This window comes from Massilia aurea (genome assembly GCF_024753205.1).
GTDB lineage: Bacteria > Pseudomonadota > Gammaproteobacteria > Burkholderiales > Burkholderiaceae_D > Telluria > Telluria aurea.
In genome coordinates, this window is sequence record NZ_JANUGZ010000004.1 from 854,613 (window position 1) to 881,429 (window position 26,817).

Consider the following 26,817-nt stretch of genomic DNA (forward strand, 5'->3'; position numbering starts at 1 on the left):
ATGCCAGCGTTACATCGGCTGCCAGCGCAAATCGAGGGTCATCGGGAAGCTCGGATTGAGGTCTTCCTTGTACACCGTGAACGGGCCCGGCGTGTGACCGTGTGGCCAGAAACGGGCAAAACGGCGTGCCTCGGCAGCATTGGCATTGACCGGCGAGCCGGTTTCGCTGCGTCCGCCCGGATGCACGACGTGGTAGGTGCAGCCGCCGATCGAGCGCCCGCTCCAGGTGTCGACCAGGTCGAACACGAGCGGCGCCTGCACCCGGATGCTCGGATGCAGCGCCGACCACGGGCTCCAGGCGCGGAAGCGCACACCGGCCACGTATTCGCCAGGCACGCCGGTCGGATGCAGCGGCAGCATGCGGCCGTTGCAGGCCACCACATGGCGCCCGTCGGTCAGGCCGCGCACCAGCAACTGCATGCGCTCGACCGACGAATCGACGTAACGTGCGGTGCCGCCGGCGCTGACTTCTTCCCCCAGCACGTTCCACGGCTCGATCGCCTGGCGCAGTTCCATCTCGACGCCTTCGTAGACGACGGTGCCAAAGCGCGGGAAGCGGAATTCGATGAACGGCTCGAACCAGTGATCCTCGAACGCGTAGCCGGCCGCGCGCAGGTCTTTCGCCACGTCGCGGATATCCTGCGCGACGAAGTGCGGCAGCATCCAGCGGTCGTGCAGCGCCGTGCCCCAGTGCACCAGCTTGGCCTGCAGTGGCTGGCGCCAGAAGCGCGCGACCAGGGCGCGCAGCAGCAGCATTTGCAAGAGGCTCATGCGCTCGTGCGGCGGCATCTCGAAGGCGCGGAATTCCACCAGGCCCAGGCGGCCGGTCGGGCCGTCCGGCGAATACAGCTTGTCGATCGAGAACTCCGAGCGGTGCGTGTTGCCGGTCAGGTCGACCAGCATATTGCGCAGCAGGCGGTCGACCATCCACGGCTTGTCGCCGGGGTGCATGGTCGGCAGCACCTTGTCCATTTGCTGGAACGCGATCGCCAGTTCGTACAGGTTGTCGTCGCGCGCTTCATCCACGCGCGGCGCCTGGCTGGTCGGGCCGATGAAGGTGCCCGAGAACAGGTACGACAGCGCTGGGTGGATCTGCCAGTACGTGATCAGGCTTTTCAACAGGTCTGGCCGGCGCAGCATCGGGCTGTCTTCGACCGTGGCGCCGCCCAGCGTCGCGTGGTTGCCGCCGCCCGTGCCGGTGTGGCGGCCGTCGAGCATGAATTTTTCGGTGCCCAGTCGGGTCAGGCGCGCTTCCTGGTACAGCGTCGTCATATTGTGGACCAGCTCATGCCAGCTTGCGGCCGGATGGATGTTGACCTCGATGACACCCGGGTCGGGCGTGACGCTGAGCAGCTTGATGCGCGGGTCGCGCGGCGGCGCGTAACCCTCGATGCGCAGCTTCATTTTCAGCTTGGCGGCAGTGTTCTCGACCGCCGTGACAAGCGCCAGGTAATCCTCGATGCGCTTTTGCGGCGGCATGAAGATGTACAGGCGGCCCGCACGCACTTCGAGGCACAGCGCGGTGTGGATGACTTCGCGCGCTTCCGGGTCAGCCGGTGCAGCCGTTGCCTTGTTTGTCGATTTGCCGGGCGCCACGCTCAGGACCGGGCGCCGGTCCTTCTTGCCAACCGGAAGCGGGCCTCGCGGCGCGAACGGGTCGACATCGAAATCAGGATCGCGCTCTTCGGGCAGCACCCACGGCAGCGTGGCCAGCGGCAGGCGCAGGCCGATCGGCGAATCGCCCTCGATCAGGTACAGGTTTTCGCGCTTGAGCGGCCACGGCGACGTGCGCCAGCTGGTGCCCAGCATGACGGACGGATCGTGCTCGCGGGCTTTCAGCGGCAGCACGTAGCCGGCCACCTGGCCCAGGCCCCGTTCGAGCAGGCGCGCCAGGCGGCGGCGTTCTTCCGGTGCTTTCAGGTCAGCGTCCAGCGGATCGAGATTGCGCGGCAGCGCCTGCTCGCGCTGGGCTTGCAGCAGCACGTCTTCGTAGGCCGGGATGGCGCTGCCGGCCGGCAGGCCAAGCGATTTGACCAGCTCCGCAGCAAAGCGGCCGGCGTCCTCGCTGCCGTAGCCATCATCGATGTGCTCGTCCGAGAACAGCGACGGATCGAACCACATCGGCTGGCCGTCGACGCGCCAGAAAATGTTCAGCGCCCAGCGCGGCAGCGGCTCGCCCGGATACCACTTGCCCTGGCCGTAATGGATCATGCCGCCCGGTGCAAAATGGTTCTTCAGGCGGTGCATCAGGTTGCCCGCCAGCTCGCGCTTCTTGTCGCCATGCGCCAGGGTGTTCCATTCGGCGCCGTCCATATCGTCGATCGACACAAAGGTCGGCTCGCCGCCCTGCGTCAGGCGCACGTCCTGGTTTACCAGATCGGAATCGACCTGCTGGCCCAGGCGGTTGATCTTGTCCCAGTCGTGTTCCGTGTACGGCTTGGTCACGCGCGGATCTTCGTGGATGCGCGTGATCGTCATTTCGTGGACGAACGTGACCTCGGCCTTGTCGGTAAAGCCGGTCACCGGCGCGGCCGACGACGGCATCGCCGTGCAGGCCAGCGGAATATGGCCTTCGCTGGCCAGCATGCCCGAGGTCGGGTCGAGTCCGATCCAGCCGGCGCCCGGCACATACACCTCGGTCCAGGCGTGCAGGTCGGTGAAATCGACGGTGGTGCCGCTCGGGCCATCGAGCGCTTCCTGGTCGGCGGTGAGCTGGATCAGGTAGCCGGACACGAAACGCGCCGCCAGACCCATCTCGCGCAGGATCTGCACCAGCAGCCAGCCCGTATCGCGGCACGAGCCGGAGCGCTTCTGCAATGTGTCTTCCGGCTCCTGCACGCCCGGTTCCATCCGCAGCAGGTACGCGATGTCGCGCTGCAGGCGCTGGTTGATGGCCACCAAAAAGTCGTTCGTGCCCATCGGCTGGGCCAGCAGTTCGCGCCGCGCGCTGGCGACCCACTCGGTCAGCAGCGGGCCGGGCTCTTGCGACTTGGTATATGGGCTCAGTTCGGACTGCAGCAGGTCCGGGTAGGTGAACGGGAAGGTCTCGGCGTACTTTTCAACGAAGAAGTCGAACGGGTTAATCACCGTCATGTCCGCAACGAGATCGACCGTGAACTCGAGCACGTCGGTTTGTTCGGGGAACACGAAACGGCCGATGTAATTGCCGTACGGGTCTTGCTGCCAATTGATGAAATGCTCTTTTGGCAGGACGGTCAGTGAATACGACAGGATCGGTGTACGCGCATGTGGCGCCGGACGCAGGCGCACTTCATGCGGTGACAGATTGACCAGGCGGTCGTAACGGTAGCTGGTCTTGTGATGAAGCGCAACGCGGATAGCCATGCGGTAGTGCCTTTCGATTGGGGCGCGATCGATGCCGGCGCTCTGAATTTGGTCGTGTTAATTTGCGCGCAACTATGTATGCGCAAGATAGAAGCATTTAAGCATGATTCATACCTGCGTTCGTTTGACTTGCGAGTCGGACGGGGTGGCTGGCACGTTTCTTGTTAGTATTCTGGCACAGGAGGCAATGATGTCGAACTTTTACGATGAAATGTATTCCACTGCAGCAACCGTACGACCTCATTACCAGGCGTTCGCGGATTGGCTCGCCCAGCAACCCCCGCATCTGATCGAGCAGAAGCGGGCAGAAGCCGAGCTGAATTTCCAACGCGTGGGGATCACGTTCGCTGTGTACGGCGACAACGCCGGCAAGGAACGCTTGATCCCATTCGACATCATTCCGCGCGTGATCAACGCCGCCGAGTGGGCCAAGCTGCAGGCCGGCCTGGTGCAGCGCGTGACCGCGCTGAACCGCTTCCTGCACGATGTGTACCACGACCAGAATATCCTGAAGGCAGGCGTCATCCCCGCTGAACAGATTTTGAATAATGCGCAGTACCGGCCGGCCATGCAAGGCGTCAAGGTGCCGCTGGATATCTACGCCCACATTGCCGGCGTCGACATCGTGCGCGCCGGTGAGGGCGAGTTCTACGTGCTCGAAGACAATCTGCGCGTGCCGTCGGGCGTGTCGTACATGCTGGAAAACCGCAAGATGATGATGCGGCTGTTCCCGGCACTGTTCGCGCGCAACCGCGTGGCGCCAGTCGATCATTATCCCGACCTGCTGCTGGACAATCTGCGCACCGTGGCGCCGCATGGCGGCGACGATCCGACCGTGGTCGTGCTCACGCCGGGTATGCACAACTCGGCTTATTTCGAGCACGCGTTCCTGGCCCAGCAAATGGGTGTGGCGCTGGTGCAGGGGCAAGACCTGTATGTCAGCAACGACACTGTCTATATGCGCACTACGCGCGGCCCGAAGCAGGTCGACGTCATCTATCGCCGCATCGACGACGATTACCTCGATCCGCGCGCGTTCCGCCCCGAATCGACGCTGGGCGTGCCGGGCCTGCTCGATGCGGTGCGCGCCGGCCGCGTTGGCCTGGCCAATGCCATCGGTACCGGCGTGGCGGACGACAAGTCGATCTACCCGTTCGTGCCGGACATGATCGAGTTCTATCTCGGCGAAAAGCCGATTCTGAACAACGTGCCGACCTACCAGTGCAGGAAACCAGAACACCTCCAGTACACGCTGGCGAATTTGCCGCAACTGGTGGTCAAGGAAGTGCACGGCGCGGGCGGCTACGGGATGCTGGTCGGACCGGCCTCGACGACGGCCGAGATCGAAGACTTCCGCCGCCGCCTGCTGGCCAATCCGGACGGTTACATCGCCCAGCCGACGCTGGCGCTGTCGGCGTGCCCGACCTATGTCGAATCGGGCATCGCGCCGCGCCACATCGATCTGCGCCCGTTCGTGTTGTCGGGCAAGAGCGTGTCGATGGTGCCGGGCGGGCTGACCCGCGTGGCGTTGCAAGAAGGCTCCCTGGTGGTCAATTCGTCGCAGGGCGGCGGCACCAAGGACACCTGGATACTGGAGAACTAGCATGTTGAGCCGCACCGCAGATCATTTGTTCTGGATGGCCCGCTACACCGAGCGGGCTGAAAACACGGCGCGCATGCTCGACGTGCGCGTCCAGTATTCGCTGATGCCGCAATCGGTCCAGGCCGAGCAGCAAGGCTGGCGCACGATGCTGAGCGTGTCCGAACTCGAAGCCCAGTTCGACGCCAAGTACGACGCACTGACGCAAAAAAACGTCATCGACTTCATGGTACGTGACCCGGACAATCCGTCGTCGATCGCCAGCTGCCTGCGCGCCGCGCGCGAAAATGCCCGCGCCGTGCGCGGCACCTTGACCACCGAAGTCTGGGAAACCGAAAACACCACCTGGCTCGTGCTGCAAAAGCACCTGAGCGAGCGCATGTTCGAACGCGATCCCGGCCAGTTCCTCGAATGGGTCAAGTACCGCTCGCACCTGTCGCGCGGCGTCACGCTGGGCACGATGTTCCAGGATGAAGCGTTCAACTTCATCCGCCTGGGCACCTTTCTGGAACGGGCCGACAACACGGCGCGGATTCTCGACGTGAAGTTCCGGTTCCTGGCGTCGGACACGATCCAGGAAGGCGCGCAAGGCGAATACTATTACCTGGTCGCGCTGCTGCGCTCGGTATCTGCGTTCGAGACCTATCGCAAGGTATACCGCCACGCGATCACGCCGACCCGCGTGGCCGAACTGTTGATTTTGCAGGGCAAGATGCCGCGCTCGCTGGTGGCCTGCATGGCCGCGGTCGTCGCCGTGCTGCAAGATGTGCGCAACGAGCTGTCGCACGACACCGAGCGGCTGGCGGAAAAACTGCATGCGTCGCTCAAGTCGGCCGAGATCAACGAGATCCTCGACGAAGGTTTGCACGAATTTTTGACCAAGTTCCTGGCGTGTATTGGCGAGCTGGGTAACGGTATCGGGCGTGACTTCCTGCTGCCGGTGGCGCCGGAGTTGCCGGAAGTGGTGCCAGTGCCTGTGCCGGCGCCGACCCAGTCGCAGACGCAGTCGCAAACGTCATCGCAGACCTCATCGCAGACGCAGACCCAGTCGCAAACACAGTCGCAGACGCGTTGACCAACTCGCGCACCAAACAATGGCGCGGCGCACCGTCATGGCCAGCCTGCGTCATGGCGGTGCGCCCACTTTAACGAAGGAAGGCGGGCCTGCGATGTGGCTGCGAACCGGTTGCAAGCTCAGTTTCAGCGTCGACTACCCCACGCCATTCATCCTGATGCTGCGTCCCCGCAGCGGTGCGCAACAGTGGGTGGCGCGCGAATCCTATACGCTCACCCCGAGCGTGCAAGTGCTTGAATATACGGATGCCTACGGCAACCTGTGCCAGCGGCTGACAGCGCCGCCCGGCGAGTTTTCAATCCAGACGTCGGCCGACGTGCTGACCGACCAGGTCATCAGTGTTGCACCCGGTGCGCCGTTCGATGAGGTGCCGACCTTGCCGGCGGACGTGCTGCTGTATCTGCTGCCAAGCCGTTACTGCGAATCCGACCGGTTTGCCGAGATGGCCAGCGCCATTGTGGCGGGTGTCGCGCCAGGGTATGACCAGGTCGCCTGCATCACCGACTGGATCCGGCGCGAGGTGCGCTTCAATCCGGCGGCGAATCACACGCAGATGGCAGCAACCGAGGTCAATGAATATCGCGAAGGCGTGTGCCGCGATCTGGCGCACCTGGGCATTGCGCTGTGCCGCGCGCTGAGCATTCCGGCGCGCATTGTCGCCGGTTATCTGCATGGCCTGGTGCCGATGGACCTGCATGCGTGGTTTGAAGCGTATGTGGGCGGGCGCTGGTACACGTTCGATGCGAGCCAGGATGGACCGCGCGGCGGCCGCGTGACGATCGGGTATGGGCGCGATGCGGCCGATGTAGCGATCTTCACGCAGTTCGGGCCGGCGCTGGCGCTGCATGAGATGCAGGTGACGGTGGAGTTGCTGGAGGGGGCGCCAGGTTGACGATCCCCCGCCAGTAGGGTGGACGGGTTTCCCGTCCACGCGTTCAACGATCCTTGGCGCGCCACAAAATCACGTCAATTTGAACGCGTGGACGGCATAGCCGGCTCGGCGCCCCCGTCCACCCTACTCAAGCTCAGACGGCAGCTGGTGCCGGTGCTGCAGGTGCTGCCGGTGCTGGCGCAGCCGCCGGTGCTGGTGCAGCCGCTTGTGCCTGCGCCGCCTGCGCAGCCAGTGACGGCTTGCCCATCTGATCACGCACGACCTTGTGCACGAATTCCAGCTTTTCCAGCACAGGCGTACTGAGCTTGAACGGGTACGAATCCGGCATGCCGATGCTGCGGTTCAGGCTATTGAGCACGTAGGTCAGCGCGAACCAGTCGCTCAGTGTTTCTTCGAACGCGCCGGATTTTGTCGGCAGCGTGATCTTGTCCAGTTCCGGCTCGTCGGCCTTGGCCGGCTTGAGCGACAGCCCGCACGAGTGCGCGGTTTCCAGCGTATCGATCATGTGCAGGTAGTGGGCCCAGGTCTCAGCCCAGTCTTCCCATGGGTGCGATGCGGCGTAGCTGCTCACGAAGCGCTCTTCCCAGTCGGCGACCGGACCGTTCTCGTAGTGCCGCTTGAGTGCGTCGCCATAATCCTGGCGCTCGTCGCCGAACAGCGCGCGGTAGCTGTCGATCCATGGTGTATCGGCAACCAGGCGGTCGAAATAATAGTGGCCGCTCTCGTGGCGGAAGTGACCCAGCAGCGTGCGGTAACGTTCGTGCATCTGTTCGCGCGTGCGCTCGCGCTCGGCCGGATCGGCTTCGGCGATGTTCAGCGTGATCAGGCCATTGTCGTGGCCGGTCATCACGCACTGGTCGGTCACGCCGTCTTCGAGGAACTGAAATGCCAGGCCGGTGTCGGGCTGGGTTTCTTTCGAGGCCGGAGTCAGGTTCAGCTGCGCCAGCGAGAACAGCAGGCGGCGCTTGGCGGTTTCAAGGCGCGACCACAGGACCCGGTTCTTCTCCGACGTCAGCGCCGGGATCACCACTGTAAGCTGGCATGCTTCGCACAACTCATGCGGATCGTCGGCCGGCAGCATCCAGTTACACACATTGTGCTGCACATAATTGCTGCACTGCTTGTAGAGCTTGCCTTCATCCTTGCGGTTCAGGCTACGCCACAGGCCGTCTTCAGCCTGTTCGAAGCTGTTGATGGAACGCTGGGAAGGCTGGTAGCCCAGGGTGCTTTCGCAATTGAAGCAAAGGGTGTTCTCGAAGAAGATCTGATGCGAACATTTGTCGCAGTGAAAGGTTTTCATAGCAGCACTGATAGAAGGGTTGGGGTGAAGGTGTATTAACAATCTAACAGTAAATGCGATGTGGGTTTAATCATGTAAGACAATGCCTCATATCGTGTGCGCCCCCTAGGATACGCGCCTGCTACGCCCCTGGCGCGGGCACCAGGGGCTTCAATAAATGTGCAGAAAAACAACAAACCACGCCGCCGAAAGACGGCGTGGCTCGGCGGCCCGGCGTTCCGCCGCCCCAGTCGATCAGGTACCCGGACGTCAATGCTGGGCTTGCTCGCGGCCCACGCCGCTGCCCCGTACCTGCCGCTGGCGCCGCTCCACATGGCCGTAGGCGGGCGCGTCGACCGGTTCCGACACCGGCGCCTGCGCGCCAATGACGCGGTAGAGCGCGGCGCCAAGTAACGCGCCGGCGATGGGCGCGATCCAGAACAGCCACAGCTGCCCCACGGCCCAGTCGCCGGCAAACACGGCAACGGCCGTGCTGCGCGCAGGATTGACGGACGTGTTTGTCACAGGGATGCTGATCAGGTGAATCAGGGTCAGTGCCAAACCGATTGCGACGGGCGCAAACCCTTTGGGCGCGCGCTGGTCGGTCGCCCCCAGGATAATCAGCAGGAAGAAGGTGGTCATGACGACTTCGCTCAGCAGCCCTGCCAGCAGCGAATAACCGCCTGGCGAATGATCGCCATAGCCATTGGCAGCAAAGCCATTGGCGCTGTCAAAGCCAGGGGCGCCGCTGGCAATCACATACAGCACGCCGCCGGCGAGGATGCCGCCGGCGACCTGCGCGACGATATAAGGAAACAGTTCTCGCGCGGGAAAGCGGCCCCCGGCCCACAGGCCGATCGAAACCGCCGGGTTCAGGTGGCAACCCGAGATGTGGCCGATCGCGTACGCCATCGTGAGCACGGACAAGCCAAAGGCGAGGGCGACGCCGTGCAGGCCGATGCCCAGTTCGGGAAATGCAGCGGCCAGCACCGCGCTGCCGCACCCGCCCATTACCAGCCAGAATGTGCCGAGAAACTCGGCGCCGTAAATTTTCATTGTGGTCTCCTTCGGATCACTATTGCAATGTGAAACAGCAGCGGACAGCAGCGGATACCGGTGGAGAACGTGGTGGCAGTGTCGGAGGCCGCAGGTGTTAATAGGACACCCTGCGCCGCGCGAGGTTCCATGAGCGGCGCACCTCGTGTCTGGAGAAAATTGACCGCCGCCGCGCGCATTGGCGCCGCACAAACCATCGTGAGATTTCGGTGCGCGCCGTACCGTGCGTGTGCGGCGCCGTGCATGATTGGCGCGCTGCCTGACATCGCCAGTGGCGCCGGGTGTCGGCAGCGTGGCGCTGTTTAACATTGACTGGAGAGATCATGTATTGGGGTTGGAGGAAGATGATGTCGGTTGCCAGCGCCATGCGGTGGCTGGCGTGCATGGGCTTGTGGGCAGGCCTGTTGGTCCTCGCGGCGGCCAGTCCCGCGCTGGCACAGCCAGCGCCAGCGTCCATCCAGGTCAGCGGCGGCGCGGGCGCATCGCCAGCCGCCTACCGCGTGATCAACCTGGGCACGGGCGAGATCGCGACCTACCCGCGCATCAATGCGTCAGGGCACGTCGCGTTCTCGCTGATCCATGGCGATCGTACGGACGGCTACTTTTACGATGGCAATGCCGTTCGGGAGATGGGTTCGCTGGGCGGCCGTACCGTGTATGCAAACGACCTGAACGATGCCGGGCAGGTCGCCGGCACGTCGCTCAATGAAGCTGGCATCGAAAATGCCTTCGTCTGGAGCGTGCGCGGCGGCATGCTCGACCTGCGCGCCGACGCATCCCGTGGTCGCTCATATGGCTGGGCCATCAACAAACGCGGCGTCGTCACCGGCGCAGCAGGCGATGCAGCGCATCCATTTCTCTGGAGCGTCGCCAGCGGTGTCGAAGACCTGAACGTTACGCCCGGGATTCCGGCGCCGGCAGCTGGCCGCGTGCTGAACGACGCCGGCCTGGTTGCCGGCGTGACGACGATCGATGACGAATTCACGCGCGCTTTCGTCTGGACACGTTCGGATGGGCTCATCGACATCGACACGCTGGGCAGCGTCGAATCGTCACCGGTGGCCGTCGGGGCCGGGGGCGAGGTGGCGGGCAACCGGTTCGCGTCGTTCGACGATGGCGGCGCGCGGCCGTTTCTCTGGACGCGCGCCACCGGCATGGTCGACCTTGGCACCGGCCGCGGTTCCACCGCATCGGTCATTGCGATGACGCCCGGTCTGCACATCGCCGGGAGTATCGGGTATCCGGATGGGCGTCAAAGGGCAATGTCGTGGACGCGCCAGCGCGGGATGCGCGAACTCGGCACGCTGGGCGGGCGGACATCCGCCGCGCGCGACGTCAACACCCGGGGCCAGATCGTCGGTTTTGCCGAGGACCGGCTTGGTGCCATGCGCGCCTTCGTCTGGAGCGATCGAGGTGGCATGCTCGACCTGAACCGGGCGCTGCGCCATGCGCCGCCGGGCCTCGTGCTGGACCAGGCGCTGGCGATCGGTGACAACGGCGCGATCGTGGCGGGCTCGAATGCGGGGCTGGTACTGCTGAGGCCAGATCGGGAATGCATGTGCGGTCACACGCTGGGGCCGCTGGTCCTGCCTGCGCAGGCCGAGGCCGGCGTGCCGCTGCAGGCGTCGGTCAGTTTCGTCGATGGCGACCGGACCGGCACGCGCAGCGTCGAGTGGGCATGGGGTGACGGCAGTAGCGGGGCGGCGCGCAAGATCGTGGAGCAGGGCGGCGGCGGCAGTGCGAGCGCCAGTCACAGCTTTTCAACGGCCGGCGTGTATGCGGTGACGGCGACGGTCGTGGCGCGCGACGGGCGCAGGGCGACTGTCAGCCGGACTGTGGTGGTGACCGGTCCGGGGGCGCTGCACGTCGGCACCGCTCCGAGCAATATTTGACCTGCTCCCAGTCGCGCGCCCACTTCTTGCGCCAGGTAAACGGCAGCGCGCAGTGGGCGCAGGTCTTGGTGGGCAGCTCGGATTTCTTGCGCATCTTCATGGAGGGATTGTAGCGGTAGCGGGCGCGCGCCGACACACGGCATCCGTATCGTGACGACGACGTCAGGCGCAGTCGTCAGGTGACACTCGCTCAGCCGGTTTGACCGGTGGTAAGCTATCAACATCGTCACCTCACACCTGAAGGATTGCCATGAAGCCGCTGTTCTCCGCCGAAGAAGAAGCGAACGCAGCATCCGCAGTGCCATCCACAGTGCCATCCACCCCGGCCCCGGCGCTGCCGCCCTTGTTCAGTCCTGCCGGCACCGACGCGCTGCCGGCATTGCGTCCCGAGGCGAGCGCGGCGCCGCTGGTGCGCGTCGATATCTCCGGCATCGACGACAAGGCCATCGAGTCCCTGGGCGGCGCGACCGGTGCGAGCGTGGCCAAGGTGTCGGCCAAGCTGCTGGGCACCGTGCGTGCATCCGACGCCGACGTCTTCGGCGCGCAGCTGAACGAACTGATTGCCACCGCCAAGGGCCTCGACCCGGCCAAGCTGCGCTCTGGCGGCCTGATGGCGCGCGTGACGGGCATGTTTGGCTCGGTCAAGGAAAAGATGCTGTCGCAGTACCAGGTGGTCGAATCGCGCATGGACACCTTGGTGGCCGAAATGACGCGCCATGCCAACGTGCACCGCGGGCGCATCAATGATTTCGACGAGATGTACAAGGGCCTGGAAATCTATTACCAGGGGCTGGACGCCGACGTCAAAAAGGGCGAAGCATGGGCCGCCAAATTGCAGCAGGCTGTCGCGCAGCAGGCGGCCCCGGCCAATGCGTTCGAAGCGCAGCAGGCGACCGAACTGCGGCGGCGCCTGGAGCGGCTCGAAAAGCGCATCGACGACCTGCGCCGGGCGATGCTGATGGCCACGCAGATGGTGCCGCAAATCCGGCTGTCGCAAGACAATGCACGCGCACTGACCGACACCTTCACCGATATCGTCAACGTCTCGATCCCGGCCTGGCGCAATGTGTTCTCGCTGTACCTGCTGCAGCTCGAAGCCAAGCAGAGCGCAGCTGTGGCCAATGCTGCCTACGATGCGACCGACGCCGCCTTCCGCACCCAGGCCGACATGCTGCTGGAAAATACCGAGACCGTGGCCCGCGTCAAGCAGCGCTCGATCGTCAGCCTGGAAACCGCCCAGCACGTGCAGACGCAGCTGATGACCGCATTCGACAAGCTCGAGCAGATCTCGAACGAAGGCCAGCAGCGCCGCAAGGACGAGCTGCCGAAGCTGCAGGAACTCGAGCGCGAACTGATCACGCGCTTCTCGTCGGCGTCAACGCCCGGCGCGCAGTAATCACGAACTGACCCATCACATTCATAAAGGAATATCCATGTCGACCACGCTCGAAACCGGCCATCGCATTAACCTCGAAAAGACGGCGCCGGGCCTGAAGCGCGTTCGTATCGGCCTGGGCTGGAAGGTCAATGCGGCCGAAGGCCAGGCGTTCGACCTCGATTCATCGGTCTTTCTGTGCAAGAAGGACGCGGACGACCACCCGGTCATGATCAGCAACGCCCACTTCGTCTATTACAACCACACCACGTCGCCCGACGGCGCGGTGGTGCACTCAGGCGACAACCGCACGGGCGACAAGGATGGCGACGACGAAGTCATCATCGTCGATCTGGCCAAGGTCGAAGCGGCCGTGGTGGAAATGCCGATTGTCGTCACGATCCACGACGCCGAGGTGCGCAAGCAGAATTTCGGCCGCGTCAGTGGCGCCTACGTGAAGGTGTACAACGACGACACGGGCGAGACGATCGCGCAGTACGACCTGAACGAAGACTACTCGGACAAGACCGCGCTGCAGTTCGGCTCACTGTACCGCCGGGATGGCGAATGGCGCTTCCAGGCGGTCGGCGCCGGTTTCAAGCTCAATCTGGCGACGTTCATCCGCAAGCTGGGTGGCACGGTCTGAGGCCGACCACCCGCGCTGCTCGCCCACCGTTCGCTGATGCCCAAGCCATTTGATTTCGGTGAGGCGGCCGGGGCGCCTTCCGATCCGGTCGAGGTGCCGGCTACGCCGCGCGCGCTCGATTTCGGCGACACGCATGCCCAATCGGCGCCTCCCGTGCGCAATAGCCCGCCCAAGCCGCTGTCATTCGACGACCTGCCAGCCGTCCCGGCGGTGTCAGGCGCTACTGCGAAGGCTGCGCCCAGGGCGCTGTTCGACAGTGAAGATCACCCGGCGGTGCGTGACGCGTTGGCCATTGCCCGGACTGATTATCCCGTCTTGTTTGCGCACGCCGAACAACGCTTTGCCGCCTTGTTCCGCCGCATCCTGCCGGTCAAGCTGTCGCTGGTGACGGAATGGGGCGAGGCGCCGCTGATGGAGCAGGCTGCGTTGCTGCGGCCCGTGACGGAGCTGGTGCTGTCGTTCAGGCAGATGGCGGTGCCGGGGTTGCTCGACGCGGCGCTCGAGACCACGCGTGCGCCGGCGGGCATGTTCGGCAAGCTGTTTCGGCGCGCGACGTCGCCCGTTGAATTCAAGCCAGCGTTGACCTCTGCCCGCGCGCAACTGGTGCAGCTCATCGCCGACAGCGATGTCGCCACGCGCAATCTGGAAGCGTCGGCGCAGAACCTGAGCCTGCATTCGGCCACGCTGGCAGTGGTGTCGACACTGGCCGGCGACTCGGCCGATATCGCCTTGCTCGACGCGCTCGTGCAGCGACGTACGCTGCTCCAGCAGGCAGTGCGCCAGGCCGAGCTGTCGATCCTGCAAATGGGGCAAGTCCGGCAGCAGGCTGCCGAACTCATCGGGCAAGTGTCGTCATTCCTGACGGTCACCTTGCCCGCGATCGAGATGGCGCAGGCGCAGGGCGGCAACTAAAGCCAGTTCAGCTTTTCTTCTGCGCCGCGATCCAGCGATCGGTCGCCGCTTCCAGCACGTCGAGCGGCACCGCGCCGTGCGACAGCACCTCGTTGTGGAAGGCGCGCAGGTCGAAGTCCTTGCCCAGCGTCTTTTCAGCGCGTGCGCGCAGTTCGCGCAGCTTGAGTTCACCGATCTTGTAGCTGAGCGCCTGGCCGGGCACCGCGATATAGCGCTCGACTTCCTGTACTGCCGTCACTTCGTTCTGCGGCACGTTGTCCATGAAGTAGGCGATGGCCTGTTCGCGTGTCCAGCCTTTCTCGTGGATGCCGGTATCGACCACCAGGCGCACGCCGCGCCAGATTTCGGCCGTCAGGCGACCGATCCACTGCCACGGATCGTCGTACATGCCGATTTCCTGGCCCAGCATTTCGCTGTACAGGCCCCAGCCTTCCGAAAACGCGGTGCTGCCGCCAAAGCGGCGGAAGGCCGGCAGGCCGGTCGTTTCCTGCGCCAGGCTGCGCTCGAAGTGGTGGCCGGGAATCGCCTCATGCAGGAAGAACGCATTGGTGGTAAAGCGCGTGCGCGTCTCGGGCTTGTAGGCGTTGTAATAGAAGATGCCAGGCCGCTTGCCGTCGACCGAGCCGCGCTGGTACGACGCGGGCGCCGCGCTCACTTCGCGGAACGCTTCGACCGGGCGGATTTCAAACGGCGCCTTCGGCACATTCGCAAACAGCTGGCCCACCTTGGCCTCGACCTGCGGCCGCACGCCTTCATAGGCCGCCTGGATTTCCTCGCGCGACTTGAAGCGCAGCTCAGGCGCATTGTTCAGGTGATCGAAAAATTGCCTGAGCGTGCCCTTGAAGCCCACGCGCACCTTGGCTTCTTCGAACTGGGCGCGGATGCGCGCTACTTCGGACAGGCCAATGTCGTGGATCTGTGACGGCGTCAGGTCGGTCGTGGTCGACTGGCGCGCGCGGAACGCATACCATTCCTTGCCACCGGGCAGGGCGCCGATGCCGGCCGTGGTGCGGCCGGCTGGCAGGTAGGTGTCGCGCATGAACGCGAGCAGCTTGCGGTTGGCGGGCGCGAGCTGTTCGCGCACCAGCTTGCCGTACGCGTCCGTCAGGCGCGCCTTGTCGGCGGCGCTGAACGAAGCCGGGAACTTCTTCACCGGGCCCATATAGGTGCTGGTCGCCAGATCGTCGCTGCCGACATTCTCGAGCTGCGGCAAGACGCGGCTGATCAAGGCCTTCGGCATCACGATGCCCTGCTTGATACCGAGGCGCATGTCGGCAATCACGTTGTCGACCGCCGGGGCATAGCCGGCAGCGCGCGCCAGCCAGTTGTCGTAATCCTGGACGGTCTGGAACGGCTGCGTCGAGGCGCCGGAACCCAGTTGCGCCATCATCAGGTGCAGGCCCGAGAACTGGTCCACCGGCACCAGGTCGGACGGAAAGCGCAGGCCGTCGAGCACCTGCTGCAGGCGGTAGCGCAGCAAGTCATAGCTGATGCGGTCTTCGGCCGGCAGCGGCGCCGGATCGAATTTGGCGCTGGCGGCGAGATATTTTTCCGACAGCGCGCGGCTTTGCTTGCGCTCCTCGGCCGACGAAACGGGGCCGAAGCGATCGTTGTAGCGCGCGTCGCCATTGAAGGTCGCGGCGATCGGATTTTCGCGCAGATAGTCTTCCCAGTATTCGGCGTACAGCTGGTTCATTTTTTCCGGTGTGGCCGGCGTTTTGACCTGGGCCATGGCGGGGAGGGCGGCGCACAGCAGGGTGCACAGGAGCAGGGGAAGCGAGCGGGTCATGGGGTCTCGTGGTGGTCGGGGCGATGCAAGAATAGCATGGGGCTGCCAGGGAATGATCGCGTAGCAGCGCGGGTCAGCCCGCGTATTGACCCGGCGTTGTCGTCGCATGACGGTGATGGCACGACCTGCCTTCGGTACACTCGATGCACGTACAACGGCGGAGCACGACATCATGATGAACAGTTTGCCGGATCAATTTCATGCGCTGGTCATCGGCGCCTCGGGGACGATCGGCGCGGCCTTTGTCGATCTGCTGGAACAGTCGCCGCACTGCGCTTCGGTGCGGGGGCTGCACCGGCAGTCAGAACCCGCGATCGATTTCGCGGACGAGGCCAGTGTTTCCGGGGCGGCGCAGGCGCTCGCCGACGGGCCGCGCTACCACCTGATCGTGAATGCAACCGGTGTGCTGCACGACGGCGCAACGATGCCCGAGAAGCGCCTGGCCGATCTGAACTATCCGCAGATGCAGGCGACCTTCATGGCGAACACGTTTGGTCCTGCGCTGGTCATGCGCCATTTCGCGCCGTTGCTGGCAGGCGAGCGCGCCATCATGGCCATGTTGTCCGCCAAGGTGGGCAGCATCGGCGACAACCGCCTGGGTGGCTGGTACAGCTACCGCGCCTCGAAGGCGGCCCTGAACATGCTGATAAAAACCGCGGCGATCGAAGTGGCGCGCACGCAGAAGAACAGCGTGCTGGTCGCCCTGCATCCGGGGACCGTGAATTCACGGCTGTCGAAACCGTTTCGTGGTGAGATTATCGGGCGACCGGCCGAGGCCGCTGCTGCCGACATGCTGCAGGTACTCGATGCGCTGACGCCGGCCGACAGCGGTTCGTTCAGGTCGTACAACGGCGCTGAATTGCCCTGGTAGGGCCGGTCAGCCCGTCAGCTGTGCCACCGGCATTGTCGTCTCGATGCGCAAGGTGCAATCGGGACTGCGGGTGGCGATGACGATGTCGCCCTGTTCGACGTACTTGCCGACCAGTGCGCGGATGTTCACGTCATGGGTCACCAGCACCAGGTTGCCGGGATCCTTGTATCCCGCCAGGTAGGCGCGCAGCTGCGCCAGCTTGCGCTCACGCGCCGCGTCCTCATCCTGGAACATCGAGTCGACCATCTCGCTGGGTTCGACCCGGCCGAACGCAAGCCGGGCGGTGTCGACGCAGCGGCACCAGCGGCTCGACAGCACCGGGCCGACCGGCACCGCATGCTTGCGAAAAGCTGCGCCGATTTTGGTGGCGTCCGCGCGACCCGCCTGCGACAGGTTGCGCTGGGTGCTGCATACGCCGAGCTTGAAGCCGGGCGGATCACCAATGCCCGGCACCGTGGCGGCATGGCGCATCAGGATGACGTAGCCACCGCGCTGGAGCAGCGGCCATGGTGATGAGGCGGCCCCGGCAACGGGCGCTGCGCATGCCGCCAATGCGGCGAGAAAGTGGCGTCGGTCCATGGGGCTCTTGGTGGCTGGGGCAGTTGGGTTGGATGATCAGGTGGTGCGTATTATTTCGCTGGCGCATCCAGGAAGAAAATGGCGTAGACCTTGGCGCCGGATTTCTCGGTCGGCTTGTCGATCTGGATCTGTGCGCAATCCTGCGCCACCAGGCTGCGCCAGTTGACGACGCCTGCATTGGCAAACACCGAATTGACCTTGCACGCCAGGCTCATGTCGAGCGCCAGGCGGGCATTGCGCTGCTCTGTTTTTGCGTAGTTGACGCCGCGGATCTCGATGCCGAATGCGCTCATCCATGGTTCCCACAAGCCCAGTTCCACACCTTGCGCCATGCGGCCCAGCATGGTCTCCAGCGACAAGCCTTTCTTGACGACGGCGCGCAGCAATGCCAGTGACGGCGCCTCGCGAATGTCGGTGCTGTGCTTGCCTGCGCCGCTGTCGCCGATGGCCTTCAGCTCCTTCGAAAAGGCGGCGTCGCGCTCGGTGTAGTCGCGCATGCGCTGATAGAACTCGAGGTCGAGGAAGGGATTTTCAGTCCGGCCGGCGGGCGTCTCGGCTGGCTGGCGGGTGGAAGGCTGTTTTTTATTGGTCATGGCATTGGCTTCGGAGTTTAAGGGCGCAGCATACCACTGAGCGCCATACGGCTTGCATGCAAGAAGGATGCGGTTTCACCTTCTGCACGCGTCGTCGCCCCTTGCCGGTGACGCTCAGCCCTTACTCTTTGCGTTCCTTGAATTCACCCTCGATGACCATATCGTCGCTGCGTTCAGGCGGGCGCCGGCCAGGCATGAACCTGAAGAACGACGAGGACACCCGATCGAACAGGGTTTTGCGCAACCAGGGAAAGGCAACAAGAAACGTCGTCACAAACCCGGTGAACAGGGCTGGCACGTACTCGCCTTGCCAGACGAAGTGCAGCAGGCAGAGTGCGACCAGGGTCACCATCAGCGGGCGACGGACAGGCTTGGGCAGCAGGCCAACGAGGCGCAGCTTGCCCTGGCTAACCGAAGGAAACCTGGCAAACAGAATACCAAGCAGCAAGCCGGCCACGAACCGGCCCGTGCCGAGATACTCGGCCACGACCCCGATCACGAGGTAGCCGGTATAGGTGATCGTGCCGGCCAACACTGCCAGCAGCGCCACCACCAGGGCAAGCACCAGTTTTGGCTTGCCGATTGCCAGTTTGACGAGAAAGCCGAGGATTTGAATACTCCTGCAAATAAATAGGGAAAGAACAGGGAAAGATTGTCGCAAATTCTAACAGCACGCTGACGATGTCATCCTTAAGCCGCGCGCGCCAGCGGCCCGTGCTTACCCGCCAGCGATCGCGCGCAGGGAAATCCCCGTGATGTAGGCACCATAGGTGCCCAGCGCATAGCCCAGCACGGCGAGCAACACGCCGACCGGCGCGAGCGCCGGGTGGAAGGCGCTGGCAACCACCGGCGCCGATGCTGCCGCGCCGATATTGGCTTGCGAGCCGACCGCCATCATGAAGAGCGGTGCCCGGATCAGTTTGGCCATCAGGATCATCAAGCCGCCGTGGAACGCGATCCAGATCAGGCCAAGCAGGAACAGCCACGGGCGATCGACCAGGGCGCTCAGGTCCATCTGCATGCCGATCGTGGCGACCAGCACGTACAGCATCACTGAGCCGATGCGCGACGCGCCGGCACCCTCGAACGTGCGGGCCTTGGTAAAGCTGAGCAGCAAACCGATGGTGGTGGCGATCACGACGATCCAGAAAAAGCCCGACGTCAGGCTGTAATCCTGCAGGCGCCATTCGGCCGGCAGGGACGTGATCCACCCGACCAGCAGCTCCGACAGGAAATGGGACAGGCCTGTTGCGCCCAGGCCAATGGCAAGGATCACCATGATGTCGGCCAGCGTCGGGATGCGCGCGTGCTGCGCCTGGTATTGCTCGATGCTGTCACGCAAGCGGTTCAGCGCCGTCAGGTCCGCGCCTGTCCAGCGATCGAATACCTGGGCCCGGCTGGCAAGGAACAGCAACACGGCTGTCCACAGATTACCGACCAGCACGTCGACAGCGACGAACTGGCCGAACATCGTCGCATCGACGTCAAAGACCTCGCGCATGGCGGCCTGGTTGGCGCCGCCGCCAATCCAGGACCCGGCCACGGTGGTCATGCCGCGCCAGGTGTCGCCGGCCACTGTCTCGGGATGGATCACGCGCATGGCCTCGAACGAGACGAGCGCGCCGAGCATGACGCCAACCGTGCCGGTCAGGAACATGATGATTGCCTTGGGGCCGAGCCGCACGATCGCCTTGAAGTCGATTGCCACGCACAGCAGCACGAGAGAACTGGGCAGCAGATAGTCGCGCGCCATCGGGTAGAGACGTGAGGCCGCGCCGTCGATGATGCCAAGCGTGTTCAGCAGCGAAGGCAGCAGGTAGCACAGCAGCAGGGCGGGTACATAGCTGTAGAACTTTTTCCAGAAACCATCCGGGCGCGCCGCGGTCCACAGGACGGTACCCAGTATGGCGGCTAGCATACCGAAGACGACGGCGTCGTTGGTAATCATGGCAGCAGAAACAGGCGGCATGCGCGCTCCAGGTTATTCGCGTCAGGGACCAATGACGAGCATGCATCGTGCATGGCATTGATCGAAGAGCAACGAGTATCGCCGGGCGCAAGGGTGTCGTCAACGTTATGGGCGCTGGCAGCCGGCAGCGTCAGTACAGGCGGGAAGCCTGGCTCATGCTGTCTGGCTGGACAGCGCCCCGGGCCTGTACGATAGGCCCGGACGCTGTCGTGGAGGAGCTTGCCGTACTTGTTGACTGTGCCGTTCTCGCCTGGAAGGAGGGTGTTGCCAAGACCGATAGTGCATCTATTTGGGAATCAATACCTTTCCGATGACATGAATGACGCCGTTGCTGGCGCGTACGTCAGTTGCCAGGATGGTGGCCGGTGCTGCCGTGGTGTCGGTGATCGTCAAATTGCGGTTGATCGTAATGGTCTGGGCCGGAACCGTCGATCCGTCGAGGGCTGTCGTCGCCAGTGTCGCCACCGGCGTGCCAAACGGTATGGCAGTGGACAGAACCTGTGCCGGCAACACGTGATAGGTCAGGACCGATGTGAGCTGTGATGTTGTCAGGCCCGTGGGTGCCGAAGCGAAAGCGGTATTGGTGGGCGCAAAGACAGTAAAGGGGCCACTTGCGCTGAGCGCAGGCGCCAGGCCGGTCGCCACGACTGCCGCGACGAGCGAGCTGAAAGATGCCGGATTGGCCTGAGCCATCTGCACGATATTGAGCACGCCGGGCGGTATCAGGACTTTGTCGATCCCGTGGATGATGCCGTTGTCGGCGTACACATTGGCCGTTGTCACGCTGGCTCTGGCCAGCACGGCGTCGGTGAATGCCACGCCGGTTGAAGTGTTCAATGCGAGCCGGGCAGCGGCGCCGTCGAAGACGTAGGCTGTCGCCAGAGTCGCGCCGGCAGTGCTCAACGCTGCCGATGACCTGGCGCCGGGGATCACATGGTAGCGAAGTATCTTGCCCAAGTCGGCCGCTGGCAGTGCCGCCACCATGGCGCTGGCATTGGTAAAGCCAAGTTGCGTCGCCAGTGCGCCGAAGGCCGCGTCGGTGGGCGCCAGAACCGTCAGGTCGGCATTTGCCGCGGTCAGGGTACTGGCAATACCTGCCTTGTCGACCGCTGCCAGCAATGCTGTGAAACCATTTTTTTGAGCGACCTCGGCGACATTGCCGAGATCGTCGTCACTGCTTCCACAGGACGACAGAAGAACCGCCAAACTCAACGCACCCAGCCACTTCAAGACAGATCTCATGGTTGCACCTCCGGAATGAACGTCCTTTTTGGACTGAAGTTCATCCGCTGGAGTTCCGCTTCAGCGTGCAACCGATGGTTGGGATCAATCCGATATGGTTTGACTTGACGTTGCCACATCAGCTTTTACATGGAGTTACCGGGCTGAGGATATTGCACCCTCGTCTGGCAACTCCATGCCCGGGCGGTACCGGGATTACGTCGATTCCTGGCGCGATGGCAGCTTCCAGTCCGGGCGGATGAAGTGGCAGGTGTATCCGTTCGGAATGCGCTCCAGATAATCCTGGTGTTCCGGTTCGGCTTCCCAGAAAGGCCCTGCTGCAGCGATCTCGGTAACAGCTTTGCCGGGCCAGAGGCCGGATGCGTCGACGTCGGCAATGGTCTGTTCGGCCATCTGCTTTTGTGCATCGTCGAGATAATAGATGGCGGAGCGATAGCTCATGCCCCGGTCATTGCCCTGGCGGTTCGGGGTAGTCGGATCGTGGATCTGGAAGAAAAATTCGAGAATCCGGCGATAGCTGATCTGGCTTGGATCGAACACCAGTTCGAGCGCTTCTGCGTGCGTGCCATGGTTACGGTAGGTCGCGTTGGGTACGTCGCCGCCGGTGTAGCCGACGCGCGTGGACAGCACGCCAGGCATGCGGCGCAGCAGATCTTCCATGCCCCAGAAGCAACCTCCGGCCAGGATCGCGGTTTCAGTTCGTTGTGTCATTGATGTCCTTTGCTTGGATGAGTCATGAGTCGATAACGTCTATCTTCCCACGTTGATGCATTCGTCGTCGCACCTGCCCCATTTTTGGCAAATGGCAGCGTTGCAGCCCACCGGCACTGCTGCATTTAACGGAGCCCGGCAACGGCGCGGACGACGCTGATTGACACATCGACGTGTCGGGCCGTGAACATCAGCGGGCGGGCAGTTGCAGACTCAGGGATTGTTCAAGATGGGGTCCATCGCCCGCATAAGCAAGTCCGGCAGCAGCAGTGGCGTACGTGCCGGCCAGTGCGCTCAGGATCAGCTGCGCGGCTTCCGCTGGCGCATCCCAATGCGGGAAATGGCCACAGCGTTCGAACCAGTGCAGTTGGGCATCCGGAAATAAGGCTAATGCCCGCTTGGCCTGCCATGGAAAGCAGACCCGGTCACGTCGCCCCCAGCCGATGACAAGCGGCTGCGTAATGCTGTTGCGGGGTGCGCCTTGCTGCTCCTCGCCATACGCGAGCTGGGCCAGCATTTCGTCAAACACCGGCGAGGCCACATAGCTGCACAATTCATCGGTCACGATGTCTGGCGCCAGCTTGGTTGGCCGGGAAGAAAATTGCGCCAACAACAGCGCGCGGCCAATCGGGTTGGCGCAGATTTCTGGCAACACGGGGCGCAGCAGTCGCAGCAGCCGGATCGACAAGTAAATCGAGCTGAAGAATGCGTGACGCTCCCAGCCCTGCCAGAACCCGCCCGGATTGAGCGCCACCACGCCGCCAACGACGCCACCGCGGCGCGCCAGTTCCAGCACCAGTCGCGCGCCCATCGAGCTGCCGACTGCGTCGATGCCGGTCAAGCCCTGGGCGTGGACGAAGGCCGCCGTTTCATCCGCCAGCGTGCGGATCGAGGTTTCGCCATTGAGTCTCGGTGTCTGGCCAAAGCCGGGCAGGTCCACCGCGATGACTTCGCGCCGGGTCGCGAGATCGGCCAGGATGGGATTCCAGCTCTGCCAATGACCACCGAGGCCATGAATCAGAAGCAAAGGTTTGCCGGTGCCGCAGCGAATGTGATGCATGATCGATCTCCCATCGCACGGGTGTGCGTAGGCTGCAAGCGTACCGCAGCGTGCATAACGACTGCGTCCGTTAGGATGATTGCGGGGTAGGGAGGGCGGGCACGCTACAACCGGCGCTTGCCGACCACGTTCCGTTCAGCCGTCAGGTTTCGATCGCTAGCCCTGTTCGGCGAACGCAAGCCGAGGTTGTCGGCCTGGTCAAATGGCGGCGCATGCCCGCGCGTCGGTAACAAGGGCCGGCGCGGCGCCGTTTAGTCGAGTTTCAGCCAGATCTCGTTGCGCCGCATGAACCATGGCGTCATCGGGCTGTTGTAGCGCGACAGTACCGGTTCGCCGGTCCAGCGGATATTGGCCGCACGCAGCGCCGCCTGGAGTTCCGCTAGGTGCTCGTCATAATTGGCTTGCGACCAGAAGCCGGAATACCGGATTACAGCTACCTGTGCGGGCGGCACTTCGCGCAGCCTGATGGTTGGATCGAGCGGCAGCGGCGCATTGTCCATATTGATCTCCCTGGGCAGGACGAACTGCACCAGGATGCCGTCGGGACCCGTGCTCTGGGTCACGGGCGCCGTCATGTCCAGCTTGGCCGGGACCGGCGCCTGGGTCACCGGGGCGGTCATGGCAAGCTTGCGTTCGCCCTTGTTCTTGCCAAAGATGTAGCCGGCCAAAATAGGAAAGGCGCGGTTCCCCGCATCCTCGGCGGGCGGCGGCATCACCACCTCGGCAACGGTATAGGCCGCGTATTGGCGAATCTCGAATGCGGGGTAGGACCGCACAATGGTGTAGGCGGGTTCTTCGACCGCGTGGCTGGCTGCGGGCAGCAACGCCAGCGACAGCCCCAGGACGCAGGCAAGGCCGATCAGCTGTCGTGTGCGCCATGGCCGGGCAATGCGGCGGGATGGTCGTGTGGGGGCAGTCATGGCGCACCTTCCTGGGACAGTGGGCATGGCAAGAGCATACACTTTTACCCACGCGGCGCCGGGCCTGCAGGACGCCAGGAGGCGTGGCGTTTCAGTCGCGCATAGCCGATGACCTGAATAACGCGGATCGCAAGCAGGCTTGCGAGTCGACTGCCCAAGCCGCCGGTCGCGCGCATCGCCAAACGGCTTTGCCAGTGAGCGCGACCAGGCGATTCATGGCGCGGGCGAGAAGGATGCGTGGGATGGAAACTTTTTGTGCATCCACTCGCGGTTCAGCTGTAAAGCGGTGACGACGTCTTGCGGCAAGCTCTCGAGAATGGCCGGATCGTCGCTCGGTGTGTCGGCCAGCAGACTGGCCAGGTGGATGATCGCACCGAGTTTGCTGAACGGGTGGGCGGCCGTTGGATCGGATGCACTTTCTAATGCGGTCACGATGACGACTGGGAAATTCCAGCGACGACAAAGTTCGGCGGTAATGTGCCCCTCCGAAAAGCCCAGCAGTCGCGTCTCGCGTTCCTACCGGCCGCCCGGCAGGTGGGGTTGCGCCTCGATCTCGGCAAACGTTGCCGGCGCCGCCTGGTAAATCAGCAGTTCGCCAAGCCGCATCATCATGCCTGCGAGCCAGGCATCCTGGCCATCGTCACCCAGGCAGAGGGCCAGCCACTTGGCGTAGCCGGCGCAGGCCATGCTGCTTTTCCAGAACTCGTCGCTATCGAGGCCCGGCAGGTCCGGGAAAGTTTCGGCGAAGCAGGCAGCCAGGGCCAGGGTGCGCACGTGCCCAAGGCCCGCCATCGCGATGGCATCGTCGAGTGACGTTACGCCACGCGCAGCGCCGAAGCGGGCGCTGTTGGCCAGGCGCATCAGCTTGGCGGTGAGGGCGGGATCGCGCGCGATGATCGCGCTGATTTGAGTGGCCGACGCATCCTCATCATCGAGGGTTTTGATCAATGCATGGGCAACTTCTGAAATGACGGGCAATTTTACTGCATGAAAAAAAGACGATAACTCGCTCATGACGATTCTCCAACGGAACATCGCCGCTGCGACAGGTTGACGGTCGCGCGATGGAATGACATTGAAATTTCACGATAGCATAGTTGTTTCTCTTGGGAACTAGCCGGGGAAATTATTTCCTGGGCCGGACACAAGGATCGCGGATGCCAGAAAGCCCGCTTGGTCTAGTCTATGCGGTAAGTACCTTTGCGGCCAGCGTCGCCTCGATAACGCATGCACTTGATCTTGGTATGACGGTGTTCGTCGCTAGCCAGTTGTTACCTGGCGGCTGCGCCAGGAGCCCTTGCCCGCGAAGGATTTTCCTGCCTATAAGTACGCTTTGGTTGAATGACCAACCGCTTGACCAGGTCTTCCAGCGCTTTGCTATGGTACAGGTCCATACACTTCAGGAAATCGAACCTGACTCCCTTGATTTCCGATTCGACGAGCGGATTGGCATAGTCCCGCGCCAGATAGCGGTTCACCAGCGACTTGACCGCATCGGGACTCTTCTCCATATCGAAGTAGGTCCAATCACGCAAGGCACTGGCACTGCTTCCAGCATCAGTGGCCGCACCGGTTTCATTCCGGTAAGCCTGTGTCATACAGGTTGCCAGCACCATGTCCTTATAATTTTGCGCATAGGTGCGGGCGCCAGCCTGTGGAGAAATGAGGGCTTGATCGGAGGCGTGGACTGTGAATGACAGCAATGTGGAGGTGACCAGCGCCAGGCACAACGGGATCGACTTCATCGCAAGCTCCAAAAGTTCGCACGGTCAGTGCGATATTTCGCTTCCGGCTCATTGAAATAACAGTGGTCATAGCAGGATTGGCCGTTGAAAAGGGTGGCATGCCCCTGCGCATCCGACCAGCCAGATACCTCAAACAGGATGACACCTTTTTGCCAACCAACGTGCCGCCGCCGGAAGCGGGATATTTCCCAACCTCAGCTTTGCCCCATTGCTGTTTCAAAAAACCAATCAGGTCCCGTACACGGAAGAAGTATTTTCGCCCGTCCGCCCCGGATACTGTCTGTCCATGGATGTTCGGAATCATCAGGCCTGCCTCGCCAAGGATATAACTCATCCGCACGGCGCAGGTGTTATTCCAGCGCTGTGCGGCAGTGGAATTATTAATATTCTTCTCAACATTTCCTCCTATCACCTTTGCTACCTTGGCGCCCGAATTGACGGGGTCATAAATTCGATGCGAAGCTGCCCATGCAGCAATGAAGGAGGGGCGAGGCATGTTGTTCATCCTTGGTTGGGATTGCATCGGATTGGTCGTTGTGGCGTCTGCGGAGAATCACGCAGCCGTCGGCCGCCTGCTGGCCCCGACGCGCGGTACAGACAGGCTGTCGCGATTATCCGCAATCCGTGCAGATCGGGCTGGACGCTTGTCAAACCCATGATTCGCTCGCATTGATGAACCAGGCTCGCCGACAGAATTCTCCCTTCTATCCGCTGCGTGAACGTCTCACCCGCCTTGCGCAATACTTCCCTCGCGGCTGTTTCGCGGACGATGCTTCGGTGACCTGACCCGGCCTAGACACATGAGCTTGCCGTGCTGTATTGATGGATAAGCGAAGTGGACATTGACAGGCGCCGAGGCATGCGAATTCCAAAAACGACAACGCCAATCACGATGGATTGGCGTTGTGCAAGGTATGTTCTTGGTGGCCCGGGGCGGAATCGAACCACCGACACAAGGATTTTAATCCTCTACTCCACCAACTGTGCGGCTAAGCCAAGGGTGAGAGTTGATCCGCGAGCAAGATGGTGCTAAAGGTAACTTCGGGGGAGCGCAGGAACACATGTTCACTGGCCGGCAAAATGAGGTGGTCGACGGCGAACTGGTTGTGCAGTTGCAGGCAATTCATAAAGAATCGAACTACCGCTACCGAGCTTGTTCAGGTTAACCGGATCGCAGCGTGGATTAGCCCAAGCGGAGACGAATTCTGTTTGAGGCGATCGTGCGGGGAGGAGGGGCCCTGATGACGTGGTAATGTTGCCGAAATC

Annotated in this window: 25 protein-coding genes; 8 read left to right on the plus strand and 17 right to left on the minus strand. The window is 63.1% G+C overall.

Annotation, left to right across the window (positions count from 1 at the left end; all coding sequences use genetic code 11):
- Nucleotides 1-9: 9 nt before the first annotated feature.
- The gene (locus NX775_RS18855) at nucleotides 10-3,345 is read right to left on the minus strand and encodes a transglutaminase family protein (protein ID WP_258837352.1); all 3,336 of its coding nucleotides are present in this window, start codon (nucleotides 3,343-3,345) and stop codon (nucleotides 10-12) included.
- Nucleotides 3,346-3,535: 190 nt separating this feature from the next.
- On the opposite strand from NX775_RS18855, the gene NX775_RS18860 reads away from it, so the two are divergent.
- From NX775_RS18860 to NX775_RS18870, 3 genes are all read left to right on the plus strand, one after another.
- Nucleotides 3,536-4,948 carry a circularly permuted type 2 ATP-grasp protein gene (locus NX775_RS18860; RefSeq protein WP_258837421.1) on the plus strand — a complete coding sequence of 471 codons (1,413 nt, stop codon included), beginning with the start codon at nucleotides 3,536-3,538 and terminating at the stop codon, nucleotides 4,946-4,948.
- A gap of 1 nt (nucleotide 4,949) precedes the next feature.
- Nucleotides 4,950-6,020: an alpha-E domain-containing protein gene (locus NX775_RS18865; RefSeq protein ID WP_258837353.1), complete on the plus strand. Its 1,071-nt coding sequence runs from the start codon at nucleotides 4,950-4,952 to the stop codon at nucleotides 6,018-6,020.
- A 94-nt stretch (nucleotides 6,021-6,114) separates the two neighbouring features.
- Entirely contained in the window at nucleotides 6,115-6,912 is a 798-nt protein-coding gene (locus tag NX775_RS18870; protein ID WP_258837354.1) for a transglutaminase domain-containing protein, read from the plus strand.
- 133 nt (nucleotides 6,913-7,045) lie between these two features.
- Here NX775_RS18870 and NX775_RS18875 read toward each other — a convergent pair whose 3' ends face one another.
- Nucleotides 7,046-8,212: a zinc-binding metallopeptidase family protein gene (locus tag NX775_RS18875; RefSeq protein ID WP_258837355.1), complete on the minus strand. Its 1,167-nt coding sequence runs from the start codon at nucleotides 8,210-8,212 to the stop codon at nucleotides 7,046-7,048.
- Nucleotides 8,213-8,461: 249 nt separating this feature from the next.
- A complete protein-coding gene (gene aqpZ / locus NX775_RS18880; protein ID WP_258837356.1) occupies nucleotides 8,462-9,247 on the minus strand; it encodes an aquaporin Z in 786 nt (261 codons plus the stop codon).
- A gap of 344 nt (nucleotides 9,248-9,591) precedes the next feature.
- On the opposite strand from aqpZ, the gene NX775_RS18885 reads away from it, so the two are divergent.
- Nucleotides 9,592-11,139 carry a PKD domain-containing protein gene (locus NX775_RS18885; RefSeq protein ID WP_258837357.1) on the plus strand — a complete coding sequence of 516 codons (1,548 nt, stop codon included), beginning with the start codon at nucleotides 9,592-9,594 and terminating at the stop codon, nucleotides 11,137-11,139.
- Here the strand turns inward: NX775_RS18885 and NX775_RS18890 are convergent.
- Nucleotides 11,072-11,239, minus strand: coding sequence for a DUF2256 domain-containing protein (locus NX775_RS18890; protein WP_258837422.1), 168 nt, complete (start codon nucleotides 11,237-11,239; stop codon nucleotides 11,072-11,074). The two genes, NX775_RS18885 and NX775_RS18890, sit on opposite strands and share 68 nt — an antisense overlap.
- A 150-nt stretch (nucleotides 11,240-11,389) precedes the next feature.
- On the opposite strand from NX775_RS18890, the gene NX775_RS18895 reads away from it, so the two are divergent.
- Genes NX775_RS18895 through NX775_RS18905 form a run of 3 tightly spaced genes read left to right on the plus strand, consistent with a single transcriptional unit; the run spans nucleotide 11,390 to nucleotide 14,072 of the window.
- Nucleotides 11,390-12,535 carry a toxic anion resistance protein gene (locus tag NX775_RS18895; RefSeq protein ID WP_258837358.1) on the plus strand — a complete coding sequence of 382 codons (1,146 nt, stop codon included), beginning with the start codon at nucleotides 11,390-11,392 and terminating at the stop codon, nucleotides 12,533-12,535.
- A 37-nt stretch (nucleotides 12,536-12,572) separates the two neighbouring features.
- Nucleotides 12,573-13,160: a TerD family protein gene (locus NX775_RS18900; protein WP_258837359.1), complete on the plus strand. Its 588-nt coding sequence runs from the start codon at nucleotides 12,573-12,575 to the stop codon at nucleotides 13,158-13,160.
- A gap of 36 nt (nucleotides 13,161-13,196) precedes the next feature.
- Nucleotides 13,197-14,072: a hypothetical protein gene (locus tag NX775_RS18905; RefSeq protein ID WP_258837360.1), complete on the plus strand. Its 876-nt coding sequence runs from the start codon at nucleotides 13,197-13,199 to the stop codon at nucleotides 14,070-14,072.
- A gap of 7 nt (nucleotides 14,073-14,079) precedes the next feature.
- On the opposite strand, the gene NX775_RS18910 is transcribed toward NX775_RS18905, so the two are convergent.
- A complete protein-coding gene (locus NX775_RS18910; protein ID WP_258837361.1) occupies nucleotides 14,080-15,861 on the minus strand; it encodes a DUF885 domain-containing protein in 1,782 nt (593 codons plus the stop codon).
- Nucleotides 15,862-16,036: 175 nt separating this feature from the next.
- Here NX775_RS18910 and NX775_RS18915 point away from each other — a divergent pair, with 175 nt between their 5' ends.
- A complete protein-coding gene (locus NX775_RS18915) occupies nucleotides 16,037-16,732 on the plus strand; it encodes an SDR family NAD(P)-dependent oxidoreductase (RefSeq protein WP_258837423.1) in 696 nt (231 codons plus the stop codon).
- A 6-nt stretch (nucleotides 16,733-16,738) separates the two neighbouring features.
- On the opposite strand, the gene NX775_RS18920 is transcribed toward NX775_RS18915, so the two are convergent.
- From NX775_RS18920 to NX775_RS24275, 12 genes are all read right to left on the minus strand, one after another.
- The gene (locus NX775_RS18920) at nucleotides 16,739-17,311 is read right to left on the minus strand and encodes a histidine phosphatase family protein (RefSeq protein ID WP_258837362.1); all 573 of its coding nucleotides are present in this window, start codon (nucleotides 17,309-17,311) and stop codon (nucleotides 16,739-16,741) included.
- A 50-nt stretch (nucleotides 17,312-17,361) separates the two neighbouring features.
- Nucleotides 17,362-17,904 (minus strand): hypothetical protein, encoded by a 543-nt coding sequence (locus NX775_RS18925; RefSeq protein ID WP_258837363.1) that lies wholly within the window; start codon nucleotides 17,902-17,904, stop codon nucleotides 17,362-17,364.
- Between the two features lie 121 nt (nucleotides 17,905-18,025).
- Nucleotides 18,026-18,565: an FxsA family protein gene (locus tag NX775_RS18930; protein ID WP_258837364.1), complete on the minus strand. Its 540-nt coding sequence runs from the start codon at nucleotides 18,563-18,565 to the stop codon at nucleotides 18,026-18,028.
- Nucleotides 18,566-18,622: 57 nt separating this feature from the next.
- On the minus strand, nucleotides 18,623-19,873 hold the full coding sequence (locus tag NX775_RS18935) for a DUF819 family protein (protein ID WP_258837365.1): 1,251 nt from the start codon (nucleotides 19,871-19,873) through the stop codon (nucleotides 18,623-18,625).
- 285 nt (nucleotides 19,874-20,158) lie between these two features.
- Nucleotides 20,159-21,115, minus strand: a complete 957-nt coding sequence (locus NX775_RS18940) for a fasciclin domain-containing protein (protein ID WP_258837366.1) — start codon at nucleotides 21,113-21,115, stop codon at nucleotides 20,159-20,161.
- 195 nt (nucleotides 21,116-21,310) lie between these two features.
- Nucleotides 21,311-21,826, minus strand: a complete 516-nt coding sequence (gene msrA / locus NX775_RS18945; protein ID WP_258837367.1) for a peptide-methionine (S)-S-oxide reductase MsrA — start codon at nucleotides 21,824-21,826, stop codon at nucleotides 21,311-21,313.
- Nucleotides 21,827-22,016: 190 nt separating this feature from the next.
- On the minus strand, nucleotides 22,017-22,886 hold the full coding sequence (locus NX775_RS18950) for an alpha/beta fold hydrolase (RefSeq protein WP_258837368.1): 870 nt from the start codon (nucleotides 22,884-22,886) through the stop codon (nucleotides 22,017-22,019).
- 251 nt (nucleotides 22,887-23,137) lie between these two features.
- Nucleotides 23,138-23,806 carry an SOUL family heme-binding protein gene (locus tag NX775_RS18955; protein ID WP_258837369.1) on the minus strand — a complete coding sequence of 223 codons (669 nt, stop codon included), beginning with the start codon at nucleotides 23,804-23,806 and terminating at the stop codon, nucleotides 23,138-23,140.
- A gap of 213 nt (nucleotides 23,807-24,019) precedes the next feature.
- Nucleotides 24,020-24,238, minus strand: coding sequence for a hypothetical protein (locus NX775_RS18960; RefSeq protein ID WP_258837370.1), 219 nt, complete (start codon nucleotides 24,236-24,238; stop codon nucleotides 24,020-24,022).
- A gap of 84 nt (nucleotides 24,239-24,322) precedes the next feature.
- On the minus strand, nucleotides 24,323-24,841 hold the full coding sequence (locus NX775_RS18965; RefSeq protein WP_307732311.1) for an HDOD domain-containing protein: 519 nt from the start codon (nucleotides 24,839-24,841) through the stop codon (nucleotides 24,323-24,325).
- 236 nt (nucleotides 24,842-25,077) lie between these two features.
- Entirely contained in the window at nucleotides 25,078-25,542 is a 465-nt protein-coding gene (locus NX775_RS18970) for a type VI secretion system amidase immunity protein Tai4 (RefSeq protein WP_502572605.1), read from the minus strand.
- A complete protein-coding gene (locus tag NX775_RS24275; protein ID WP_502572604.1) occupies nucleotides 25,427-26,074 on the minus strand; it encodes a T6SS effector amidase Tae4 family protein in 648 nt (215 codons plus the stop codon). Before NX775_RS24275 ends, NX775_RS18970 begins: the two co-directional genes overlap by 116 nt.
- Between the last annotated feature and the right edge of the window lie 743 nt (nucleotides 26,075-26,817).

Coding starts and splice junctions, on each gene's coding strand:
- NX775_RS18855 (WP_258837352.1), bottom strand. CDS start 3,345: ATGGCTATCCGCGTTGCGCTTCATCACAAGACCAGCTACCGTTACGAC.
- NX775_RS18860 (WP_258837421.1), top strand. CDS start 3,536: ATGTCGAACTTTTACGATGAAATGTATTCCACTGCAGCAACCGTACGA.
- NX775_RS18865 (WP_258837353.1), top strand. CDS start 4,950: ATGTTGAGCCGCACCGCAGATCATTTGTTCTGGATGGCCCGCTACACC.
- NX775_RS18870 (WP_258837354.1), top strand. CDS start 6,115: ATGTGGCTGCGAACCGGTTGCAAGCTCAGTTTCAGCGTCGACTACCCC.
- NX775_RS18875 (WP_258837355.1), bottom strand. CDS start 8,212: ATGAAAACCTTTCACTGCGACAAATGTTCGCATCAGATCTTCTTCGAG.
- aqpZ (WP_258837356.1), bottom strand. CDS start 9,247: ATGAAAATTTACGGCGCCGAGTTTCTCGGCACATTCTGGCTGGTAATG.
- NX775_RS18885 (WP_258837357.1), top strand. CDS start 9,592: ATGATGTCGGTTGCCAGCGCCATGCGGTGGCTGGCGTGCATGGGCTTG.
- NX775_RS18890 (WP_258837422.1), bottom strand. CDS start 11,239: ATGAAGATGCGCAAGAAATCCGAGCTGCCCACCAAGACCTGCGCCCAC.
- NX775_RS18895 (WP_258837358.1), top strand. CDS start 11,390: ATGAAGCCGCTGTTCTCCGCCGAAGAAGAAGCGAACGCAGCATCCGCA.
- NX775_RS18900 (WP_258837359.1), top strand. CDS start 12,573: ATGTCGACCACGCTCGAAACCGGCCATCGCATTAACCTCGAAAAGACG.
- NX775_RS18905 (WP_258837360.1), top strand. CDS start 13,197: ATGCCCAAGCCATTTGATTTCGGTGAGGCGGCCGGGGCGCCTTCCGAT.
- NX775_RS18910 (WP_258837361.1), bottom strand. CDS start 15,861: ATGACCCGCTCGCTTCCCCTGCTCCTGTGCACCCTGCTGTGCGCCGCC.
- NX775_RS18915 (WP_258837423.1), top strand. CDS start 16,037: ATGAACAGTTTGCCGGATCAATTTCATGCGCTGGTCATCGGCGCCTCG.
- NX775_RS18920 (WP_258837362.1), bottom strand. CDS start 17,311: ATGGACCGACGCCACTTTCTCGCCGCATTGGCGGCATGCGCAGCGCCC.
- NX775_RS18925 (WP_258837363.1), bottom strand. CDS start 17,904: ATGACCAATAAAAAACAGCCTTCCACCCGCCAGCCAGCCGAGACGCCC.
- NX775_RS18935 (WP_258837365.1), bottom strand. CDS start 19,873: ATGCCGCCTGTTTCTGCTGCCATGATTACCAACGACGCCGTCGTCTTC.
- NX775_RS18940 (WP_258837366.1), bottom strand. CDS start 21,115: ATGAGATCTGTCTTGAAGTGGCTGGGTGCGTTGAGTTTGGCGGTTCTT.
- msrA (WP_258837367.1), bottom strand. CDS start 21,826: ATGACACAACGAACTGAAACCGCGATCCTGGCCGGAGGTTGCTTCTGG.
- NX775_RS18950 (WP_258837368.1), bottom strand. CDS start 22,886: ATGCATCACATTCGCTGCGGCACCGGCAAACCTTTGCTTCTGATTCAT.
- NX775_RS18955 (WP_258837369.1), bottom strand. CDS start 23,806: ATGACTGCCCCCACACGACCATCCCGCCGCATTGCCCGGCCATGGCGC.
- NX775_RS18965 (WP_307732311.1), bottom strand. CDS start 24,841: ATGTTCCGTTGGAGAATCGTCATGAGCGAGTTATCGTCTTTTTTTCAT.
- NX775_RS24275 (WP_502572604.1), bottom strand. CDS start 26,074: ATGCAATCCCAACCAAGGATGAACAACATGCCTCGCCCCTCCTTCATT.